This window comes from Knoellia sp. AC549, from assembly GCF_979258975.1.
Genome location: NZ_OZ409890.1, coordinates 2,337,364 through 2,357,192, shown reverse-complemented (window position 1 = coordinate 2,357,192; position 19,829 = coordinate 2,337,364). Strand labels below are relative to the sequence as shown.

General features: G+C 70.4%; 27 protein-coding genes. 12 read left to right on the top strand and 15 right to left on the bottom strand.

Annotation, left to right across the window (positions count from 1 at the left end):
• The first annotated feature begins 156 nt into the window (after window positions 1-156).
• Window positions 157-693, top strand: a complete 537-nt coding sequence (locus ACZZ98_RS11490) for a hypothetical protein (protein WP_463516367.1) — start codon at window positions 157-159, stop codon at window positions 691-693.
• Window positions 694-717: 24 nt separating this feature from the next.
• On the opposite strand, the gene ACZZ98_RS11485 is transcribed toward ACZZ98_RS11490, so the two are convergent.
• Window positions 718-1,398, bottom strand: coding sequence for a response regulator (locus ACZZ98_RS11485; RefSeq protein WP_463516366.1), 681 nt, complete (start codon window positions 1,396-1,398; stop codon window positions 718-720).
• The gene (locus ACZZ98_RS11480) at window positions 1,395-2,291 is read right to left on the bottom strand and encodes a sensor histidine kinase (protein WP_463516365.1); all 897 of its coding nucleotides are present in this window, start codon (window positions 2,289-2,291) and stop codon (window positions 1,395-1,397) included. Before ACZZ98_RS11480 ends, ACZZ98_RS11485 begins: the two co-directional genes overlap by 4 nt.
• A 113-nt stretch (window positions 2,292-2,404) precedes the next feature.
• Between ACZZ98_RS11480 and ACZZ98_RS11475 the strand changes: the two genes are divergently transcribed.
• From ACZZ98_RS11475 to ACZZ98_RS11455, 5 genes are all read left to right on the top strand, one after another.
• Window positions 2,405-2,593, top strand: coding sequence for a hypothetical protein (locus tag ACZZ98_RS11475; RefSeq protein ID WP_463516364.1), 189 nt, complete (start codon window positions 2,405-2,407; stop codon window positions 2,591-2,593).
• A gap of 180 nt (window positions 2,594-2,773) precedes the next feature.
• Window positions 2,774-3,481, top strand: a complete 708-nt coding sequence (gene phoU / locus ACZZ98_RS11470; protein ID WP_463516363.1) for a phosphate signaling complex protein PhoU — start codon at window positions 2,774-2,776, stop codon at window positions 3,479-3,481.
• Window positions 3,482-3,755: 274 nt separating this feature from the next.
• Window positions 3,756-4,295 (top strand): SigE family RNA polymerase sigma factor, encoded by a 540-nt coding sequence (locus ACZZ98_RS11465; RefSeq protein WP_463516362.1) that lies wholly within the window; start codon window positions 3,756-3,758, stop codon window positions 4,293-4,295.
• 1 nt (window position 4,296) lies between these two features.
• Entirely contained in the window at window positions 4,297-4,953 is a 657-nt protein-coding gene (locus tag ACZZ98_RS11460; protein ID WP_463516361.1) for a hypothetical protein, read from the top strand.
• A 32-nt stretch (window positions 4,954-4,985) separates the two neighbouring features.
• Window positions 4,986-5,618, top strand: a complete 633-nt coding sequence (locus ACZZ98_RS11455) for a hypothetical protein (RefSeq protein ID WP_463516360.1) — start codon at window positions 4,986-4,988, stop codon at window positions 5,616-5,618.
• A 6-nt stretch (window positions 5,619-5,624) separates the two neighbouring features.
• On the opposite strand, the gene ACZZ98_RS11450 is transcribed toward ACZZ98_RS11455, so the two are convergent.
• The 4 genes from ACZZ98_RS11450 to ACZZ98_RS11435 all read right to left on the bottom strand — a co-directional run bounded on the left by ACZZ98_RS11450 (window position 5,625) and on the right by ACZZ98_RS11435 (window position 9,041).
• Window positions 5,625-6,359 carry a phosphoglyceromutase gene (locus ACZZ98_RS11450; RefSeq protein ID WP_463516359.1) on the bottom strand — a complete coding sequence of 245 codons (735 nt, stop codon included), beginning with the start codon at window positions 6,357-6,359 and terminating at the stop codon, window positions 5,625-5,627.
• 65 nt (window positions 6,360-6,424) lie between these two features.
• Window positions 6,425-6,916 (bottom strand): YbjN domain-containing protein, encoded by a 492-nt coding sequence (locus tag ACZZ98_RS11445; RefSeq protein WP_463516358.1) that lies wholly within the window; start codon window positions 6,914-6,916, stop codon window positions 6,425-6,427.
• Window positions 6,913-8,226: a D-inositol-3-phosphate glycosyltransferase gene (gene mshA, locus ACZZ98_RS11440; RefSeq protein ID WP_463516357.1), complete on the bottom strand. Its 1,314-nt coding sequence runs from the start codon at window positions 8,224-8,226 to the stop codon at window positions 6,913-6,915. Before mshA ends, ACZZ98_RS11445 begins: the two co-directional genes overlap by 4 nt.
• Before the next feature lie 23 nt (window positions 8,227-8,249).
• Complete coding sequence (locus ACZZ98_RS11435) at window positions 8,250-9,041, bottom strand: hypothetical protein (protein ID WP_463516356.1); 792 nt, start codon at window positions 9,039-9,041, stop codon at window positions 8,250-8,252.
• A gap of 57 nt (window positions 9,042-9,098) precedes the next feature.
• On the opposite strand from ACZZ98_RS11435, the gene ACZZ98_RS11430 reads away from it, so the two are divergent.
• Window positions 9,099-9,920: a class I SAM-dependent methyltransferase gene (locus ACZZ98_RS11430; RefSeq protein ID WP_463516355.1), complete on the top strand. Its 822-nt coding sequence runs from the start codon at window positions 9,099-9,101 to the stop codon at window positions 9,918-9,920.
• Here ACZZ98_RS11430 and ACZZ98_RS11425 read toward each other — a convergent pair.
• Both ACZZ98_RS11425 and ACZZ98_RS11420 read right to left on the bottom strand, forming a co-directional pair.
• Entirely contained in the window at window positions 9,905-10,228 is a 324-nt protein-coding gene (locus ACZZ98_RS11425; RefSeq protein ID WP_380087235.1) for a DUF2516 family protein, read from the bottom strand. The two genes, ACZZ98_RS11430 and ACZZ98_RS11425, sit on opposite strands and share 16 nt — an antisense overlap.
• A 50-nt stretch (window positions 10,229-10,278) precedes the next feature.
• Window positions 10,279-11,100, bottom strand: a complete 822-nt coding sequence (locus ACZZ98_RS11420) for a TetR/AcrR family transcriptional regulator (protein WP_463516354.1) — start codon at window positions 11,098-11,100, stop codon at window positions 10,279-10,281.
• Window positions 11,101-11,191: 91 nt separating this feature from the next.
• Between ACZZ98_RS11420 and ACZZ98_RS11415 the strand changes: the two genes are divergently transcribed.
• Both ACZZ98_RS11415 and ACZZ98_RS11410 read left to right on the top strand, forming a co-directional pair.
• Window positions 11,192-12,232, top strand: a complete 1,041-nt coding sequence (locus ACZZ98_RS11415) for an ATP-binding cassette domain-containing protein (RefSeq protein WP_463516353.1) — start codon at window positions 11,192-11,194, stop codon at window positions 12,230-12,232.
• On the top strand, window positions 12,229-13,068 hold the full coding sequence (locus ACZZ98_RS11410; RefSeq protein WP_463516352.1) for an ABC transporter permease: 840 nt from the start codon (window positions 12,229-12,231) through the stop codon (window positions 13,066-13,068). The genes ACZZ98_RS11415 and ACZZ98_RS11410 overlap by 4 nt, the downstream gene beginning before the upstream one ends.
• Here ACZZ98_RS11410 and dtd read toward each other — a convergent pair.
• From dtd to ACZZ98_RS11390, 4 genes are read right to left on the bottom strand one after another with little or no spacing between them, the layout of a single operon-like run.
• On the bottom strand, window positions 13,065-13,499 hold the full coding sequence (gene dtd, locus ACZZ98_RS11405; protein WP_463516351.1) for a D-aminoacyl-tRNA deacylase: 435 nt from the start codon (window positions 13,497-13,499) through the stop codon (window positions 13,065-13,067). The genes ACZZ98_RS11410 and dtd overlap by 4 nt on opposite strands.
• Window positions 13,500-14,483: an asparaginase gene (locus ACZZ98_RS11400; RefSeq protein ID WP_463516350.1), complete on the bottom strand. Its 984-nt coding sequence runs from the start codon at window positions 14,481-14,483 to the stop codon at window positions 13,500-13,502. It abuts the gene before it with no gap.
• Window positions 14,484-14,514: 31 nt separating this feature from the next.
• Entirely contained in the window at window positions 14,515-15,201 is a 687-nt protein-coding gene (locus tag ACZZ98_RS11395; protein WP_463516349.1) for a hypothetical protein, read from the bottom strand.
• 53 nt (window positions 15,202-15,254) lie between these two features.
• Window positions 15,255-15,623: a helix-turn-helix domain-containing protein gene (locus tag ACZZ98_RS11390; protein ID WP_463516348.1), complete on the bottom strand. Its 369-nt coding sequence runs from the start codon at window positions 15,621-15,623 to the stop codon at window positions 15,255-15,257.
• Window positions 15,624-15,745: 122 nt separating this feature from the next.
• On the opposite strand from ACZZ98_RS11390, the gene ACZZ98_RS11385 reads away from it, so the two are divergent.
• Window positions 15,746-16,249, top strand: coding sequence for a DUF4395 domain-containing protein (locus ACZZ98_RS11385; RefSeq protein ID WP_463516347.1), 504 nt, complete (start codon window positions 15,746-15,748; stop codon window positions 16,247-16,249).
• A 19-nt stretch (window positions 16,250-16,268) separates the two neighbouring features.
• Here ACZZ98_RS11385 and ACZZ98_RS11380 read toward each other — a convergent pair whose 3' ends face one another.
• From ACZZ98_RS11380 to ACZZ98_RS11370, 3 genes are all read right to left on the bottom strand, one after another.
• Window positions 16,269-17,111: a beta-keto acid cleavage family enzyme gene (locus ACZZ98_RS11380; RefSeq protein ID WP_463516346.1), complete on the bottom strand. Its 843-nt coding sequence runs from the start codon at window positions 17,109-17,111 to the stop codon at window positions 16,269-16,271.
• A 131-nt stretch (window positions 17,112-17,242) separates the two neighbouring features.
• A complete protein-coding gene (gene ygfZ, locus ACZZ98_RS11375; RefSeq protein WP_463516345.1) occupies window positions 17,243-18,295 on the bottom strand; it encodes a CAF17-like 4Fe-4S cluster assembly/insertion protein YgfZ in 1,053 nt (350 codons plus the stop codon).
• Window positions 18,292-18,711: a Fur family transcriptional regulator gene (locus ACZZ98_RS11370; protein WP_463516344.1), complete on the bottom strand. Its 420-nt coding sequence runs from the start codon at window positions 18,709-18,711 to the stop codon at window positions 18,292-18,294. Before ACZZ98_RS11370 ends, ygfZ begins: the two co-directional genes overlap by 4 nt.
• A gap of 58 nt (window positions 18,712-18,769) precedes the next feature.
• On the opposite strand from ACZZ98_RS11370, the gene ACZZ98_RS11365 reads away from it, so the two are divergent.
• Window positions 18,770-19,525, top strand: coding sequence for an LCP family protein (locus ACZZ98_RS11365; protein WP_463516343.1), 756 nt, complete (start codon window positions 18,770-18,772; stop codon window positions 19,523-19,525).
• The gene (locus ACZZ98_RS11360) at window positions 19,503-19,811 is read left to right on the top strand and encodes a hypothetical protein (protein ID WP_463516342.1); all 309 of its coding nucleotides are present in this window, start codon (window positions 19,503-19,505) and stop codon (window positions 19,809-19,811) included. The genes ACZZ98_RS11365 and ACZZ98_RS11360 overlap by 23 nt, the downstream gene beginning before the upstream one ends.
• The last annotated feature ends 18 nt before the right edge of the window (window positions 19,812-19,829 follow it).

Here is a 19,829-nt window from a genome sequence, read left to right as displayed (position 1 = left end):
TGCAGGTCAGAACGCTGAAAAGCGTTGGCGGGCACCGAAACTGGGTCTTGACACAACGCGATTCCCGTGCCTGTGGCTTCGGCCGGCGACGGCTGGCAGCGCCCGCGCGCAGCACTGCGCACACGGCGGAGCACCGCGCTCGCTACGCTGTCCCACGTGACGACCGCACCTCTGACGACCCCCCGCCATCGCCTCCGCGCCGCCCTCGCGGCCGCCGCCCTCGGCACCACGCTCCTGGGTGGGTGCGCTGTGTTCTCACCGGTGCAGACCGACTACAACTACCAGGCGGCCGACGGCGTCAACACGACGTTCGGTGACCTCGAGGTGCGGGGCCTGCTCGTCGTCGCCGACGCCAAGGACGGCCAGGGCACCGTCGTCGGTCAGCTGGTCAACATGGGCAACGAGGACATCGAGGTCGCCTTCGCGAGCGAGGGCGCCACGGGGGCGGAGGTCAGCGTCCCGCGACGCTCCTCGATCAGCCTTGGCGAGGAGCCCGTCACGCTCTCGTCGGTGGCCGCGGCTCCCGGCGACGTCCTCCAGCTCCAGATGGCCACCCCGGACACCGGCCAGAACGTCCTCACCGTGCCGGTCCTGCCCTCCGCCGCCTACTACGAGGACGCCCGCCCACCGGGGTCGACCGGGCCGCCGAGCCCGTCGCCCTCGGCGAGCGAGTCCGAGGGCGAGGGCCACTGAGCCGCAGCTCGATCTGTTGCGACGCTAGGCCTCGAACTTGTAGCCCAGTCCGCGCACGGTGACGATGTGCTTGGGGGCAGCGGGGTCGGGCTCGACCTTGGCGCGCAGCCGCTTGACGTGGACGTCGAGCGTCTTGGTGTCCCCGACGTAGTCGCTGCCCCACACCCGGTCGATGAGCTGCATGCGGGTGAGCACGCGCCCGGTGTTGCGCAGCAGCATCTCGAGCAGCTCGAACTCCTTGAGCGGGAGCGGCGTGGTGATGCCGCCGACCGTGACCACGTGCCGCTCGACGTCCATCCGGACCGGCCCGGCCTCGAGCGTGGTCGGCAGCAGCTCCTCGGGTTCGCTGAGCCGGCGCAGGACCGCCTTGATGCGGGCGAGGAGCTCGCGCGAGGAGTAGGGCTTGGTGACGTAGTCGTCGGCGCCGAGCTCGAGCCCGACGACCTTGTCGATCTCGCTGTCCTTGGCGGTCAGCATGATGACGGGGACGTTGGAACGCTGCCGGAGGGCACGGCATACGTCCACGCCCGAGAGCCCCGGGAGCATGAGGTCGAGCAGGACGAGATCCGCCCCGGCGCTGTCGAACTCGGTGAGCGCGTCGTTGCCGTTCTCGGCGACGCTCACCTCATAGCCCTCCTTGCGCAGGAGGTAGGACAGGGGATCGGAGAAGGACACTTCGTCCTCGACGACGAGAATGCGAGTCACCTTGCTTGTTCTCCTTGTGCTGTGCCGACCGCGGGACGGTCGGAGTCTGCTGCAGCCCGGTCGGACGCAGCAGGAAGTCTCATGGTGAAGGTGGAACCGTGTCCCTCCTCGCTCCAGACGGACACGTCGCCGCCGTGGGTGGCGCAGACGTGCTTGACGATGGCGAGGCCCAGACCGGTGCCGCCGGTCGCCCGCGAACGCGCCGCGTCGACCCGGTAGAAGCGCTCGAAGATGCGGCTCTGCTCGGTGGCCGGGATCCCTTGGCCCTGGTCGGACACCGTGACCTCTACGGTGTCACCCACCCGGCGGGCCGCGACGGCCACCCGGGTGCCGGTCTCGGAGTAGTTCACGGCGTTGGACACGAGGTTGGCCACGGCGGTCGCGAGCAGCTCGGCGTCGCCGAAGACGCTCGCCCGCTGGTCCACCGCCGCCTCGAGCGTGATCTGACGGGCCTCGGCGGCGACACGCACCCGGTCGACGGCCTCGGCCACCACCCGGGGGATCTCGACGAGCTCCGGCTCGTGGAGGGTGTCGGCGACCTGGAGGCGCGAGAGGTCGACGATCTCCTTGACGAGGCGGGTGAGGCGCGTGGACTCCACCTGGATGCGGGCCGCGAAGCGCGACACGGCCTCGGGGTCGTCGCGTGCGTCGAGGACGGCCTCGGCGAGGAGGGCGATCCCGCCGACCGGGGTCTTGAGCTCGTGCGACACGTTGGCGACGAAGTCGCGGCGCACCTCCTCGACCCGGCGGGCGTGGGTGTGGTCCTCGGCGAGGATGAGGATGTGCGGGGCGCCGAGGGGGGCGACGCGGGCCTTCATCAGGGTGTTGGTCGTCGTGCCGAAACCGCGCGCGAGCTCGAGCTCGACCTCGCGGATCTCGCCGTCGCGCCGCACCTGCCGGGCGAGCTGACGGAGCTTCCATGTGGACGAGCTCGCCGTGCCGCACGAGCCCATAGCTCACGGCCGAGGCGGAGTTGTTGACGACGGCGTCGGAGGAGTCCAGGACGATGGCGATCGACCTCAGGACCGCGAGCACGTCGCTCACGCCCGAGGGCAGCGGCGGTGGGGCGCTCGGGGGGATCGTCGCCAGCGTGCGTTCGCTCAGCCGGCTCGCGGCGACGGCCAGGGCACCGATGACGAGCCCCAGGCCGCCACCCACGATCCCCGCGAGCGTTGCATCCACCAGATCAGCGTAGACGGACGGAGAATGAACTCAGACCCACTCACGGGTGAGCAGAGGTGGGCAGGAGTCAGATGTTCACCTGCCCGGTGGCGGGAATTCATCACCTCGTGCCACGCTGCCGAACGTCGATCGACGTCCACGTCTGCGAGCCCGCCGGGCCGGAGGACGAGATCGCCACGTCGAGAGGGAGCACATGCGCAAGGCATTCCACGAGGAGCTGGACCGAGTCACCGAAGGGCTCGTCGAGATGACGCGTCTCGCGAGCTCGGCCATGTCCCGGGCCACGACCGCACTGCTGGACTCGGACGTGCAGCTCGCCGAGTCGGTCATCGGCGCCGATGCCGCGATCGACGCGCTCCGCGAGGAGCTCGACCTCCTGTCCTTCGACCTCCTCGCCCTGCAGCAGCCGGTGGCGACCGACCTGCGCATGGTCGTCACGTCGATGCGCATGAGCTCAGACATCGAGCGCATGGGCGACCTGGCGCGCCACGTCGCCAAGGTCGCTCGCCTGCGCTACCCGAACTCCGCCGTGCCCCCCGAGCTCCGCTCGATCATCCTCGAGATGGGCCAGGTCGCCGAGCGCATCGTCACCAAGGCCGGTTCGGTCATCGCCGCCCGCGACGTCGAGGCGGCCAAGCAGATCGAGCGGGACGACGACGCGATGGACGACCTCCACCGCCAGCTGTTCGAGACCCTGGCGTCGCCGACGTGGAACCACCCGGCCGAGGTCACCGTCGACATCACGCTCGTCGGCCGCTACTACGAGCGCTTCGCCGACCACGCCGTCTCCGTCGCCCGTCGCGTCATCTTCCTCGTCACGGGCGAGCAGAACGCCGACAGCGAGGCCAGCCACGAGGACGCCGAGGACGACGAGGCGCACCCGGAGACCACGACCCCCTGACGCGGTCCTCCCGAACTGCGAAGGACCACGGATCCCGTATGCCGGCCGCCCGGCATACGGGGATCTGTTGCCTTCCGAACCCCCGTCCTTCCGGCGGACCATGAGCTCACCGCGCCCGAGGGAGCGCTGAGCACGGCCGCGCCATGAGGTGGGCTGGGCGGATGGTCCGCCGGTAGCGCACCGCAAAAGCGTCGGGGTGTGCCGCACTCAACCTTTGGCGCGCAGGACGCGTTCTCTTGGGGTGACAGGCTGGGATCGACGTGAGGATGGGGACGTGGACCGAGGCGATGAAGCGGCGTTCGCCGAGTTCGTGACGCGGGAGTGGACGCGGCTCGTGCGCGTCGCCTTCCTGCTCACGGGTGACCTGGGGCGCGCCGAGGACCTGGTCCAGCAGACGCTCGTCAAGGTCCACCGGCACTGGGCGCGAGTGCATCGCGACGGGTCGCCGTATGGCTACACACGGGCTGCGCTCGTCAACGAGTCGACGTCCTGGTGGCGGCGCAAGCGTGTTGACGAGACCTTGGGCGAGATCCCCGCACACGCCGACCGTGCACGATCCGATGCGTATGCCGGCATCGACAACCGCGAAGAGCTCATCCAGGCGCTGGCCACCCTGCCGCCGCGGATGCGCGCCGTGATCGTGCTGCGGTTCTACGACGACCTGTCCGAGGTCGAGGCGGCTCACGCCCTCGGGATCTCGGTGGGCTCGGTCAAGAGCCAGACCTCTCGGGGTCTCACGCGAATGCGGGCCGCGATCACCGACGCCTCAGAACCCGGACGCCTCACCCCGACCACTTCGACGAATGGAGCGTGACATGAGCATCGAGAACCAGCTCCGAGACGCACTGACGTCCCACGCCGGCGCGATCGAGTCGGTGGAGGCGAACCCTTACGAGCGGGTGTCCGCAGCAGTCGGTCGAAACCGGAGGCGTCGCCGCGCCGCAGCGGCCACCTCCATCGCGGCCATCGCTGCCATCGCGATCGGCGTCCCCGCGGTCTCCAGCCGCGTCGCTGACGGCCGGACGACACCGGCCGGGCTGCCGCCTGCGACCGACAAGGCATGGAACTCCGTGACGACCTGGCCCCTTCGTGGCGCGCTGGCCGGCGACGGCGCCCTGGTCGATGCCGTGCAGGACAAGTTCAACGGACGCGTTGTGTTCGTGGAAGACGTCGACACAAAACGGGTGGCGCTCGTCGTGCGCGGCGATCAGCTCATCATCGCGGCGGGTGCACGTGGTGCTGCGGGGCAGGACCTGTCCCAGAGCACCCAGGTGGGAGCCCCGACCATCCGTGAGGACAGCCTGCTCAGTGTGGGAGCCGGCAGTGCACTCGTCATCATCACGACGCCGGACCGCACCTCGGCCGAGGTCTCCGGGACACCCGACATCGCGCTGGACGGCACGGTGACGCGCTCCTGGTCGAAGCTTCCCCTTGACCTCAGGCATCGGGAGAAGCTGCATATTCTCCGCTGACGCGCTTTCGCCTCGGCTCGTTCGTGGGGCCGGTGTTCCCGCTCACGAAGGAGGCGGAGAAGACGACGCTCAACCCTTGCGAGGACGGCTGCACGGGACCGCGGGCGACGGTCGAGGCGCGGACGACCGCGGACATCGCGCGGACCCTCGAGCTGGACCCCGCCCAGATCAGCACCACCACGCTCTTCGACGGTGAGATTCCCCGCGAGATCGCGACGGCGGAGGCCCCGGCGTCGGACACCCCTCGACCAACGCTCCTGGTCATGCACAGCAAGCTTCCCGGCGGACAGATCGTACGGACAGCGGTATTGCGCAGCGCTGATGCGGAGCGGTCGATGAATCTCAGTGGACCCATCGATGCCCGCCGGGCGGATGCTGTCCCTCTCCTGCTCTTCGTCAACGGAACCAACATCAAGGAACCCGCCCTACCCACCGCACCCACGAAGGTCCGCATCTTCGTTGCCGGCGGCACCGGCCTGCGTGCCGTGTCGGGGAGCACCAAGTCGGCGGTCATCCCCATCACTGGCCACTTCGCCAACTTCTCCCTCCCGGTGTCGCCGACAGACTTCTGGGCTCACCGGTTCGAGGTTCTCGAACGCGGCACATCGCTGGGCACCTTTGCCGTGACGGCTCCCATGACGGACCCGTTCGAAGTCGCCCGGTGAGTCAGGTCAGCGGCCCTGGTTCGCGACTGCTGCGGCCGCGGCTGCGGCGGCTGCGGGGTCGAGGTACTCGCCCGGCCGGGTCGGCATGAAGTCGTCGCCGAGCTCGTAGACGAGGGGCTGACCAGTGGGGATGTTGAGGCCGGCGATGTCCTCGTCGCTGATGCCGTCGAGGTGCTTGACCAGTCCGCGCAGGCTGTTGCCGTGGGCGACGATGAGCACCGTCTCGCCGGCAGCGAGGTCGTCCCGGATCGCGCCCTCCCAGTAGGGCGTGAAGCGCTCGATGACGTCCTTGAGGCACTCCGTGCGCGGCACCTCGATGTCGGCGTAGCGCGGGTCGCCGCTCTGGTCGAACTCCGAGCCGAGCTCGATCTCGGGCGGCGGGGTGTCGAACGAGCGACGCCACAGCATGAACTGCTCGTCGCCGTACTTCTCGCGCGTCGCCGCCTTGTCGAGACCCTGGAGCGCGCCGTAGTGACGCTCGTTGAGCCGCCAGTCGCGACGCACCGGGATCCAGTGGCGGTCGGCGACATCGAGAGCGAGGTTCGCGGTCGTGATCGCACGGCGCAGCAGCGACGTGTGCACGACGGTCGGCAGCACGCCGCGCTCCTTGAGCAGGCGCCCGCCGGCGACGGCCTCCTCACGCCCCTGGTCGTTGAGGTCGACGTCGACCCAGCCGGTGAAGAGGTTCTTCGCGTTCCACTCGGAGTGGCCGTGACGCAGCAGGATCAGGGTGTGTGCCATGGGCGGCAGCCTAGCGAGGCGACCCACGAGCGGACCGGGAGCACCCGGCATACGGAATCGGTCGTTCAGGACTTGTCGAGGAGGTGACGGAACGCCTCGAGGTTGCGCAGCGACTCACCGCGCGAGACCCGCCAGTCCCACTCCTTCTGCATCGAGGTGAGGAAGCCGATGACGAGCAGCTCGTTGAACGGCGAGTCCGCCGCCTCCAGCACCACGCCGAAGAGCTGGTCGAGCAGGTCGGCGTCCACCCCCGCCGCCGGGACGTGGCCGGTGACATACACGTCACCGCTGCCGTCGATCGCGTAGGCAAGGCCGGGCAAGCGCAGGTTGCGCCGCAGGAGGCTGCGATAGAACGCCTCGTGGTTCTCGTCGGGGTTGCGGATGACGAACGCCGACACGGAGAGGTCCGAACCGGCCACGAGCGACACGACCGTCCTGAGCTTCTTCTCGCCGGGCAGGGTCACGACGAACTCGCCGTCGCGCGCACCCGCCTCCCACTCGATCTCGCTGTCGTCGAGGAAGCGCTCGATCGTCGCGGCCAGGGCCGAGGTGCTCACGGGATCACCGCCGTCGGTATGCCGGCCAGCGCGTCCGAGTCGTTGATCGAGGCTCTGCGGGGGGTCGCCAGCGCGGCTTCGTAGACCGAGGCCAACCGCTCCGCGGTCACCTCCCAGGCGAACCCGCGCGCCCGCTCGGCCGCACGCGCGGACAGCTCCGCCTGACGCTCCGGGTTGTCGATGACCGACTCGATCGCATCGACCCACGCGTGGAGGTCGTGCCCGTCGACGAGGAGGCCGGCGTCACCGACGGCCGTGGGGAGTCCCCCGACGTCGGTCGCCACGACGACCGCACCGCACGCCTGGGCCTCGACGGCGACGAGCCCGAACGACTCGTTGTGCGAGGGGACGGTGACGACGTCGGCGGCCCGCATCCACGTGGCGAGGCCGTCACGGTCGGTGGGCTCGACGAAGCGCACCAGATCGGCCACGCCCTCGTCGAGCGCGAGCCGGTCGAGCGCCATGGGGGTGCGCACCGCGCCACCGCTGGGGCCTCCGAGGATGCCGACGACGAGGCGCCGGCGCAGGGCCGGGTCCCGGCGGGTGAGCATCGCGGCAGCCCGGATGAGGAGGTCCGGGGCCTTGAGGGGCTGGATGCGCCCGACGAAGAGCAGGAGGACGGCGTCGTCGGGGACGTCGACGCTGCGGCGGGCCTCGGACCGGTCCCCCGGGTGGAAGACGTCGAGGTCCACACCCGGAGGCACGACGTCGACCCGCTCGGGGTCGGCGCCATAGAGGTCGACCAGCTCGCGGCCCTCGTCGCGGGTGTTGGCGACGAGGCGGTCGGCGGCCTCGACGACCTGCGCCTCGCCGATCTCGCGCCCACGGGGCTCCTCGGCGTCACCCTCGGCACGGTGGAGGTTCTTGACCCGGGCCATCGTGTGCATAGTGTGGACGAGGGGGACGTCCCACCGGTCGGCTGCGAGCCAGCCGACCTGGCCGGAGAGCCAGTAGTGGGAGTGCACGAGGTCGTAGTGGCCCTCAGGCGCGTGCGCGGCGACCCGCATCATGCCGGCAGCGAAGGCACAGAGCTGGCCGGGAAGGTCCTCCTTGTTGAGCCCCTCGTAGGGGCCGGCGGCAACGTGGCGGACCTTGACGCCTGGCTCGACCTCGACAACCGCGGCGTCCGAGGCGGTCGTCTGCCTGGTGAAGATGTCAACGTCGATCCCCCTGCGCGCCAACCGTTTTGCCGTCTCGATGACATAGACGTTCATGCCGCCCGCATCACCGGTGCCCGGCTGTGCGAGCGGTGACGTGTGCACCGACACCATCGCGACCCGCCGGCGGATCCGTGGCTCGTCAGTCGTCATCCGGCCAGTCTGGCACGCACCCCTCAGCCCGGTCGCGGCACACCGCTGAGGTTGAGGGTCGCCCGGTTGGACCACACGTGGACGTCGAGCCGGCCGTCCGGGCGCAGGTCGAGCCCTCGGGTCTGGCTGGCGGGGCCCACGCCGATCACCGAGCGTCGCGCCGACGTCAGGGCCTGCTGCTCCCCCGTCGTCCTCACGAACCACCAGCCGCGCTTGCGCAGGTTGATCGAGGGCAGGGCCGGCGGTAGCCCGGTCGTCGCAGGCATCGCGTCGAGGTGGACGACCACGGCGTCAGCGCCCTGGACGTGCGCCGTGACGTGCACCCCTGACGTCGTGAGCAGGAAGACGAGCCGCAGGGGCATGGTGCGAGGGCCCCCGTCGGACTCGTCATAGACCTCACCGAGGTATGCCGCCCGCCCCGGTTCGATCCGTACCTCGTCGATCCGGACGTGGTCGAGAGTCGCGTCGACGTGCTCGATCGGATGGCCGTCACGGCGGTCGAGGTCGCCGAGGACGGCGCTGACCGGCGAGCCCCGGGTGATGGTGTCGATGAGGGGCCCCGACGCGGCGGAGACCCGGAAGCCGGACTGGTAGGCAGCGACCGTGTAGCCGCGGCCGAGGGTGGCGATCCCGCGGGCACCCGGGTCCACGGTGAGCAGACCGGGCTCGACGGGCACGAGGCCGATGTCGGTGCGCAGCACAGCCGGGAGCCAGGTCGCGATGCCCAGGACGAGGGCCGCGGTCACGGAGACGACGAGCGCCACCATGCTCCGACTCACGTCGCGGCGGCCGCCGCGCACTCCCCATAGGCGCACGTCCGCAGCCTATGCGCCCGGCTGTCGCTCGATCCCGCTGCTCGTAGGCTTGGCCCCGTGGCGAGGACGAGACCGGTCGGGGTGATCACCCGCGGGACCACCAACCCCAACCGCCTCAGACGATGTGACCGCTGGCTCGCCGGACCCGCCTCGGGCCGCCTGCGTCGGGCCACGACCCACGCGCCCGTCGTCGTCGACCTCGGCTTCGGTGCCTCTCCCGTGACGGCCGTCGAGCTGCATGACCGGCTGAGCCGGGTGCGCGCCGACGTCGAGGTGGTCGGCATCGAGATCGACCCGGACCGGGTGGCCGCGGGGCTGCCGCTGGCACGCCCGGGCCTGAGCTTTCGTCTCGGTGGGTTCGAGGTGCCGCTCGATGGACGGGACGCGACGGTGGTCCGCGCCTTCAACGTGCTGCGCCAGTACCCCGAGGACGAGGTCGCCGCGGCGTGGGCGTCGGTGTGCCGTCGACTCACGACAGACGGCGTGCTCGTCGACGGCACCTGCGACGAGCTCGGACGACTGGCCACCTGGGTGGCGGTCGAGCGCTCCGGCCCGGTCAGCCTCTCGCTCTCGTGGCACCTCCGTGGCCTCGACCAGCCGTCGGTCATCGCCGAGCGCCTCCCCAAGGCGCTCATTCACCGCAACGTCCCGGGTGAGGCCGTTCACGACTACCTGACCGACCTCGACCGGCACTGGGCACGAAGTGCCAGCCACGCGGCATACGGTGTGCGACAACGGTTCCTGGCCACAGCGCAAGCCATGCGCGACAGCGGGTGGCCCCTGCTCGACGGTCCGGCCCGTTGGCGGCTCGGTGAGCTGACCGTCGCCTGGCACGCCGTGGCGCCCGGGTCAGCGTCGGGAGGTCACCAAGGACCGTAGGGGCCCTGACGGGAGCTGTTGCCGCGGCCCTGGACCGCCTCGACCGCCGGCCGGACGTCGGCGAGGTAGACCCCTGCGGCGACGATGCCGATGATGGCGAGGAACCCGAGGCCACCGAGCGAGACGAACCCCAGCAGGGTGGCCACCCCGGTCACGCCGAGCCAGAAGTTCTTGGTCCGCTTGCTCGCGGCCTCGAACGCATCGGCCCGGGTCTTGAGGGCGTGCACGAAGGCGAACACCTCGAGTGCCAGTGCCGCGATGGTGAGCGCGAGCATGACGTAGCCCTGGGCCTGGCCGAGTTCGAACATGGGGCCAGCCTACGTGGCGCCGATGACGACGGTGGCGTGTCGGCCGCGGGTCAGGAGCTCGAACGTCCCAGCCTGGCCTCGAGGCCGTCGAGGAGGGCGGTGAGACCGAGGTCGAACGTGTCCTCCCAGCTGGCCGCGAACGCGTCCATGGACAGGCTCGCCAGCACCGGGTAGGAGTCGGTCGACATCGCGCGCTCGAGCACCGGCGCCTGCGCAGTCCAGAACTCCTCGTCGCTGACTCCGGTCCGCTGCTCGGCCCTCGTCGCCTGGACCTCCTGCCGGGCCAGCCCGGTGACGTAGGCGTCGAGCGACATGATCACCATCATCTTCTGCTGGCCGGTGAGGTCGAGGTCCTCGAGACCACCGAGGAAGAGCTCGAGTCCGGCCAGGGCGTTGGGTCCGAGCAACGGGCGTGACTGGTCGACCTGGAGGAGCCAGGCGTGCTTGAGGTAGTTCCGGTAGGACCCTCGCGCGCACTCCTCCAGGTGCTCGCGCCACCCGGCGTCGCGCGGCGGTTCGCCGTCCGGCATGGCGTTGACGTGGTCGATCATGAGGTCGAGCAGCTCGCTCTTTCCGGGCACGTGCCGGTAGAGCGACATCGTGCCGACCCCGAGGTCGGCGGCGAGTCGCCGCATCGAGACGGCATCCAGACCTTCGGCATCCGCCACCTCGACGGCGCGGGACACGATCGCGCCGAGGGTGATCGATGCCTTGCGGCCGCGGGTGGCCTGCTCGCGCATCCCCCACATGATGGCGAGGCTGACGTCGATGTCGCCGCCGCCGCTGGCCGCCGGAACGGGCTCAGCCGGACGCCGACGCGCCGTCGCGTGCTGCTTCTCGCCCTGCGTCGTCGCGCCGGTGTCAGAGGTCATGTCCGCAGGCTAACGCGTGAGGGGGTTGCACTGGGTACGCCGTACGCACTAGTCTTTGCGTACGGCGTACCCATATACAGGAGGTGGGCAGGTGCGAACCGAACAACCCGCGATCGAAGCCGAGGGCGTGCGCAAGTCCTTCGGCACGAAGATCGCCCTCGACGACTACTCCCTCACGGTGCCGCGCGGCACGGTGCAGGGACTGCTCGGCCCGAACGGGGCCGGGAAGACGACCCTCGTCCGGATCCTCACGACGTTGTCCCGCATGGACGGGGGCCGCGCTCGGGTCGGCGGTCACGACGTCCTGACGGAGCGCTCCCGGGTCCGCGCGAGCATCGGGCTGACCGGACAGCGCACGGCCCTCGACGAGATCCTCTCGGCCCGGCAGAACCTGCAGACCTTCGGCCGGCTCTTCCACCTGACGAAGAAGGAGGCGGCCGTGCGAGCGGACCAGCTCCTCGAGCAGTTCAGCCTCACCGACTCGGCGGAGCAGCAGGTCAAGACCTTCAGCGGCGGGATGCAGCGTCGCCTCGACCTCGCCTCGAGCATGATCCTGGCGCCGCAGGTGCTTTTCCTCGACGAACCCACCACCGGCCTCGACCCCCGGGGTCGTCGCGAGGTGTGGGACGCCGTCCTCACCCTGGCCGCGGGTGGCACGACCGTCCTGCTCACGACGCACTACCTCGACGAGGCCGACCGCCTCTCCGACCGCATCGCCGTCATCGACCAGGGACGACGCATCGTCGAGGACACTCCCGAGGGGCTCAAGCGGATGATCGGCGGCGACCGTCTCGACGTCGTCCTCCACGACCCCGCAGACGTGGCCCGAGCGGCCCAGCTCGTCGCAGCCGCCACCGGCGACAGCGACCCCCAGGTCGACGCCGACGGTGCCCGGGTGAGCGTCGCCGTCACGGACCGGGTCTCCGCCATCGGGACCGTGATCCGGGCGGCCGAGGAGGCCGGGATCGGCGTCGCCGACATCGCGCTGCGCCAGCCGACTCTGGACGACGTGTTCCTGCGACTCACCGGACGGCCGGCCGACAGTGACGCCGACACCGGCGCCGACACGCCTGCCGACACTGCTGCCGACCCGTCCCACTCCGCCATCACCAAGGAAGGTGCGCTGTCATGACGACCACGACCTCGGCCACTCCCCTGACCCCTCTCGCCACGCCCGAGCGGCGGTGGACCTGGGCGGTCACCGACTGCCTCACCATCGTCCGGACCGAGCTGTCCCACCTCGTCAAGCAACCCTCCGAGATCGCCTGGCAGCTCGGCTTCCCCATCGTCTCGGTGCTGCTCTTCGTCTACGTCTTCGGCAGCGCCATGGAGGTGGGCGGCGGAATGGACTACAAGACCTTCGCGATGCCGGGGATGCTGGCGATGACGATGGCCTTCGGCTTCATGAACACCGCCTACATCGTCGCCATCCAGAAGGAGCGCGGCGTCATGGACCGCTTCCGCTCGATGCCGATGGCTCCCTCCGCAGTCGTCACGGGCCGTGGCGTGTCCGACGTGCTGCGGGCCGCCCTCGACCTCCTGGTGCTAGCGGTCATCGCGCTGGTCATCGGGTGGCGGTCGCAGGGATCGCTCATGGAGACGCTCGGCGCCTTCGGACTCCTGCTGCTGCTGCGCTTCTCCCTCATCTGGGTGGGGATCGTGCTGGGGCTGCTCGTCAAGAACGAGGAGTCGGCCGGCAACCTCTTTGCCGTGGCCTTCCCCTTCGGAATGGTCTCGAGCGTCTTCACCCCGCCCAGCCTCATGCCCGACTGGCTCGGCGCCATCGCCATGTGGAACCCGGTCTCCTCGACCGCGACCGCGATCCGCGAGCTGTTCGGCAGCCCCTCGGTCGCAGGCAACACCTGGATCGAGACGCACAGCCTGCTCATGGCGGTGGTCTGGCCACTGGTCATCACGGCGGTGTTCCTGCCCCTGGCGATCCGGCGCTACCAGGGCCTCAGCCGCTAGGAGGCCTTCGAGTCCACGACGATCGTCACGGGACCGTCGGCGATGCTCTCGATCTCCATGTGAGCGCCGAACCGACCCGTCGCCACCGTCAGGCCGCGGGCACGCAGCGCCGAAACCACCTGCGCCACAGCAGGTTCGGCCACGTCGCCCGCGGCCGCCGCGCTCCATGACGGACGGCGGCCCTTGCGGGTGTCGGCGAGCAGCGTGAACTGGCTGACGACGAGCACCGGCGCTCCGGCATCGGTCACCGACTGCTCGCCCTCGAGCAGGCGCAGGTCCGCGACCTTGCGGGCGATCAGCTCGACGTCGGCAGCGCCGTCGTCGTGCCCGACACCCACGAGGACGAAGAGGCCCGGCTCGGTGATCTCACCGACCGTCACACCCTCGACGACGACTGCCGCCCGTCGGACACGCTGGATGACTGCGCGCACTCAGATGCCCACGGCGACAACGGATCCCACGGGCTCACCGTGCCCCAGGATCGGTGCGTCCTCGAGCGCCTCGAGTGCGTCGGTCTCGACGCCGAGGCGCCGGAGGACGGCGGCGAGGATGACGGTCCGGGCTCGCTGCCCGCCGTCCGCGACCTTGAGGGCGATGCCGCGTCCGTCAGCCAGCCCCACGGCATACACGGCTTCGGCACCGTCCTTGGCGATCGCGCCCGGGGTGCGCTGGATGAACGTCGTGACGTCGCGACGTGAGCCACCGAGGTACTCGGGGTGGCTGCGGATCGCGTCGGCGACGCGGGCCTCGTCGCTGCCGGGTGCCGCACTGGCGATGCGACCGAAGGCGCGAGCCAGGCCGGCGAGAGAGACAGCCATGACCGGCGCGCCACAGCCGTCGATGGCAGTTGCGGCGATGGGCTCCCCTGCGAGCTCGGCGAGGGTCTCGTCGCACGCGCGCTGCAGCGGATGGTCCAGCTCGAGGTATGCCGTGTGGTCCCAGCCGGCGGCGACGCAGGTCGCGAGCATGCCGGCGTGCTTGCCCGAGCAGTTCTGGGCGAGCGACTGCTTGTCGTGCCCGGACCGGATCCAGTCCAACCTGGCCTGGTCGTCGATCGGGAAGTCCGGGGTGTTCTGCAGGTCGGCCACCGTGAGGCCGGCGCCGTCGAGGATCTCGCGCACCGCAGCGAGGTGGAAGTCCTCGCCGGAGTGGCTCGCACTGACCAGGGCGAGGTGGTGAGGAGCGACGTCCAGGCCGTGGCGCACCATGGCGAGGGCCTGGACCGGCTTGTTCGACGACCTCGGGAACACGGGGTCGGCGGCGTTGCCGAGCTCCAGCTCGACCGAGCCGTCTGCCGCGGTCACGGCGACGCTGGCTCGGTGGACGGACTCGACGAAGCCGCCCCGGATCGCTTGCGCGAGAACCGGGGCGGCGTCGAGGACAGCAGGGGTGCGGGAGGTCTGGGGGGTGCTCACACGTCCCAGACTAGGTCCGCGGCGTGGTGCGTCAGCTGCCGACCTTCTCGGCGGCCTTCGCCGTGGCCTTGGTGCTGGTGGCGGCGGCCTTCCGGGCGCTCGTCGTGGTGGCCTTGGCCGAGGTGGTGGTCCGCTTGCGGGCCTTGGTCGCCGTCGTGGTGGTGCGCTTGGCAGCCGTGCGGGTGCGCTTGGCGGAGGCCTGGACCTCGGTGGCGGCGAACTCCGCGTCCTCGGCGACGGTGTCGGCGACGATCTGGGCGACGTGGGTGGCTTCCTTGCGACCCGTGGTGAACGTGGCGAGAGCCGAGGAGCGGACGTCGAGGATCGCCTTGCGGGCGGTCGTGACGGCACCCCTGCCGAGGCTGAGGGTGGTCTCGGCCTGGGCGACGAGGTCCTGGGTGGCCTTCTGGTTCCTGATGCGGGTGACGAGCTTCTCGCCACGCACGGCGAGCTCCTCGTAGCCCTTGGCGACCTCGTCGACGGTGGCGACGCCCTGGTTCAGGGCCTTGGTCGGGAGAGCCTTGACGTCCCCGATGGCGACACCGGCACGCTTCTGGACGGCGGTCGGAGCCAGGTCGGCCCGGACCTTGTCGGCGCGGAGGCGGGCCTCACGAGCCCGCTCGACGGCGAGGTCCGTGGCGCCGACGACGGCGAACAACGCGTTGCTCTTGGTTGGGGTCTTGGGGGTCGTGGTCCTGATGGTGGTCTTGGTGGCCATGTTCACTCCTGGGTGAGGGTCGGTGTGATGCGATGCGCGGGGGGACGTCAGGCTCAGCGCTGAGGGTCCGCGCCGATGAAGGACTCGTAGACGTCGAGCAGGGTTGCTCGTTGACGGTCGGTGAGATTCGGGTCGGCGGCGATGGCGTCCCGGACGGTGGTGCTCGTGGACTCGGCGGCCGGGTGCTCGTCGAGGATCCCGGCCTTGACGTAGAGCGTCTCGGCGGAGACCTCCAGCCCCTTGGCCAGCTGCTGCAGGATCTCGGCGCTCGGGCGCTTGAGACCGCGCTCGAGCTGGGACAGATAGGGGTTCGAGATCCCGGCGAGCTCGGACAGCTGACGCAGCGACAGACGGTGCGACAGACGCTGCTCGCGCAGGTAGTCGCCCAGTCCGGCGAGGTCGTTCAGCGGGTTCCGGCTCATGCATCCATTGTGCTTGCTCTAGTTAGCAGAATGCAAACCCGGGCAAGCGTGACGGTGGACACAGCCTCGCCGCTTCACGAACTGTGTATGCCGCATGCTTGGGTTTCGCATAACCTTGCCTTATGTCCACGCCCGAGTTCCTCACCTTCCCCAACCCGGTCAACGAGAAGGCGGCCCGGTCGGTGGCGGGCGGCGTCGTGCTGTCCGTGCTCACGCTGGTCACCCAGTGGTGGTGGCTCGGTGCGCTGCTGGCCGTGGGCTTCGCCCTGCGCGTCGCGGGCGGGCCCCGCTACAGCCCCCTGGGACGCCTGGCCGTCCACGTCATCGCCCCGCGGCTCGGGGCGCCGCGTCTGGTGCCGGGTCCGCCGAAGCGCTTCGCGCAGACGATCGGCCTGCTCTTCAGCGCCGGCGCCGCGATCGCCCTGGCTCTGGACGCCACCACCGTCGCCACGGTCCTGCTGGCGACCCTCGTCGTCTTTGCCGTGCTCGAGTCGGCGCTCGGGTTCTGCGCCGGCTGCTGGGTGTTCGGCCACCTCATGCGACTCGGCGTCATCCCGGAGCAGACCTGCGCAGCCTGCAACGACATCTCGTTGCGCCAGCTCCAGCGCACGAACCAACCCGCCTGACCCGCACCAGCTCTTGCGGTCAGGTGCGGCGCTTGATGCCGAGGAGCTCGCGGGCCTGCGTCGTGGACATGGGCGGACGCTGCATCGTCGCCGCCACCACGGCCGCCCGGGCCACGAGCTCGGAGTTGTGCTGGACCTGCTGACCGCGGGCGAACACCACGTTGTCCTCCATGCCGACGCGCAGGTGTCCCCCGGCCGACAGCGCCGCAGCCAGCACGGGCAGGTGGGTCCGGCCGATCCCGGTCGCTGACCACGACGTCACCTCGTCGGGCAGCATCGCGACCCCGGCCATGAGCGCCGCAGCGGTCCCGGGCATCGCACCCGGCACACCCAGGACGAAGTCGACGTGGACCTTGCCTCCGAACGGCAGCCCGTGGGTATCGAGCAGCCGCCGCAGCGCGTGGACGTGCCCCAGCTCGAAGAGCTCGAACTCCGGGACGACCTCGCGCTCCTGCGCCCGGACATAGAGGTCGGACATGAAGCCCCACGGGTTGAGGAACACGTCGTCCCCGAAGTTCGTCGTGCCGCACGTCAAGGAGCACGAGTCGGGCTCGGCGTCGAGCACGGTCAGCCGCTGGTCGAGCGGGTCGTGCACCGAGCCTCCGGTCGAGAGCTGGACGATGAGGTCGGTCTCGGAGCGGATCGCCTCGACAGCCGCGCGCAGGTGTCCCCCGTCGAGGGTGGGCCGGTGCTCGCCGTCACGGATGTGCAGGTGGATGAGCGCGGCCCCCGCCGTCTCGCACGTGCGCGCCGTCTCGACGAGCTCGTCGAGGGTGGTCGGCAGCTGCGGCACGTCGGCCTTCGCGTGCTCCGCCCCCGTGGGGGCGACGGTGATGAGGGTCGCGGACGCTGCGGTGGCCATGGCCTCAGTCTGGCAGGGCCGGTCTGGGCGCTTCGGACCCACCGACCAGTTCGCCCGACGAGCTCTCACTTCGCCTGGCATCCGCGGTCAGGCGAGGTGAGAGAAAGCCACTTCAGGCGGGAATGTTGGGGTCAGCGGGCGACGATGACCGTCTGCGCTCCGGCAACGGTGCCGGCGACGAGGTCGACATCGTCCGAGGTGTTGCGCTTGACCACGGCCAGGGCGATCGGCCCGTCCTCGTGGTGCCGGGCCACGCTGGTGATCCGGCCGACCTCGCGGCCCTCCAGCACCAGCGGCGCACCTGCCTCGGGCAGCAGGTGACCCGAGCCGTCGAGGTGCAGGAAGACGATGCGGCGCGGGGGCCGACCGAGGTTGTGGACCCGCGCCACGGTCTCCTGCCCGCGGTAGCACCCCTTGTGGAGGTGCACCGCCGTGCGCAGCCAGTCGACCTCGTGCGCGATGGTGCGGTGGTCGGTCTCGAACCCCAGCCGCGGGCGCCAGGCGGCCACGCGCAGCGCCTCCGCCGCCCAGGTGCCGGCGAGCGGGCGGTCGCCCACGGCCGACTCCAGGTCGTCGCGCGGGACGATGAGCTCGCGCCAGCGGCGCGCCTCACCCGGGTGCCCGGTCTCGGGACCGTATGCCGCCGTGTCGCCGACCAGGTTCGGCCAGGGGTCGACCCACGCCAAGGGCTCGCCCTCGACACTGGCAGCCGAGAGCGGCTCTCCGAGAACGGCATACGACGCAGTGAGGTCGGCAACCTCGACCCGCAGCATGAAGCGCATCGAGTCGAGCCAGCCCGCGAGCGCGGGCGCCGTCCCGGGCTCCACGGTGACCCAGGTCGACTCCCCGTCATCGACGACGTGCAGCGCGTGCTCGATGTGGCCCTTGGGTGAGAGGACGAGCGACTCGGTGGAGACGCGCGGCGCCAGGCCGGTGAGCTGCTGGGTGGTGATCGAGTGCAACCACGACAGCCGGTCCGGCCCGCTGACGCGCACCACTCCGCGGTGGGAGAGGTCGACGACGGCCAACGCCTCCTCGAGGAGGCGTTGCTCACGACCGGGGTCGCCGTAGTGGGCGGCCACGCCGGCGTCGAAACCCTCACCCCCAACGGCGCCGGGCCGGGTCAGCAGGGGCGAAGCCAAAGCCGGAGCGGAGACGGCGGGCTCTGTGGATGTGTCGGTCATGGCTGCTTCCTGCAGGTGCGGCAGAGGCCGTGGATGGCGGCGTGGGTGACGTCGGCCTCGAATCCAAGAGAACCCTCCAGGCGCGCCACGAATTCCGACGCCACCTCGGCAGGCGCCTCGTCCACGGAGCCGCACTCACGGCATACGACATGGATGTGGGTCGCGTGCCCCACGAGGTGATAGCTGGGCACGCGGTGGTCGACGTGCGTGTGGGTGACGAGCCCGAGCTCCTGCAGCGCCTCGAGCGAGCGGTAGACCGTCGACAGCGCCATCGGGGGGCCTTCCCTGACCGAGACGGCCTCGACGATCTCCTCCGGAGTGGCGTGGCCGAGCCGCTCCACCGCGTCGAGGACCTGCTGGCGCTGCGGCGTGAGCCGCCGGCCGGCGGCTCGCAGACGCGTGCCGAGATCACTCACACCACCAATGTATGCCGGTCGGCCGGCTCGTCGAGACCGCGCACCTACACTTGGCCGGGTGCTAGACGACTTCGCCTCCGAGGACAGCCGCGCCGCCCGTCCGGAACGCAGGCGTCCGCGCTGGGGTCGGCGGTTCGTCATCGTCGTCGCCTCGTTCCTGGCCCTGACGTTGGTCGCCGCCGGTGGTTTCGTCTTCTTCCTCAACCAGAAGGTCGCCGGCAACATCACCCAGGACGACCTCCTCCCCAAGCCCGCCCCGTCAGCCACGCTCCCCGACGGGTCGACCGTGGCGATTCCCCAGGGCGGGGTCGGCGAGAACTACCTCATCGTCGGCTCCGACGCCCGACCCGGTGAGACGGCCAGCCGCTCCGACGTCATCGTCCTGGTGCACGTCCCCCAGGACAAGAGCGCCGTGCAGCTCGTCCACTTCCCTCGTGACCTCTATGTCTCCATCCCGGGTCGCGGCAAGAACAAGATCAACGCGGCCTACGCGTTCGGTGGGGCCCCGCTCCTCGTCAGCACGATGCAGAACCTCCTGGGTGTCAAGATCGACCACGTCGCCCAGACCGACTTCGAGGGCTTCCGCACGATGACCGATGCGGTCGGCGGCGTGCGCGTCTTTGCCGAGGAGGCGAGCAGCGGGGGCGGCGGTCCGACCGACATCCCGATCAAGGAGGGGTGGAACGACCTCAACGGCGCCCAGGCACTGGCGTTCGTCCGCGAGCGCTACGAGCTTCTCCGAGGGCGACATCTCCCGTGGCCGCCGCCAGCAGGCGTTCATCAAGGCCCTCATGCTCAAGGCGCTCAGCCGTGAGGTCATCACCAACCCGATCAAGCTCACCAACTTCATCGACGCGGCGACCGACAACCTCGTCGTCGACCGGGACCTCGACGTCGGCAAGATGCGCAGCGAGGCCATCTCGCTGCGCAACGTCCGCAGTGGCGACGTCGTCTTCATCACCGCACCGTTCACCGGCTTCGGCACGGCTCCTGACGGCGGGTCCATCGAGATCCTCGACGAGACCGGCATCGCCTCGCTGGGCAAGGCGTTGCGCACCGACAAGATGGACGACTACGCCGACGTGACCGTCACGCCCTGACCGACGCTGTCGCGCCTC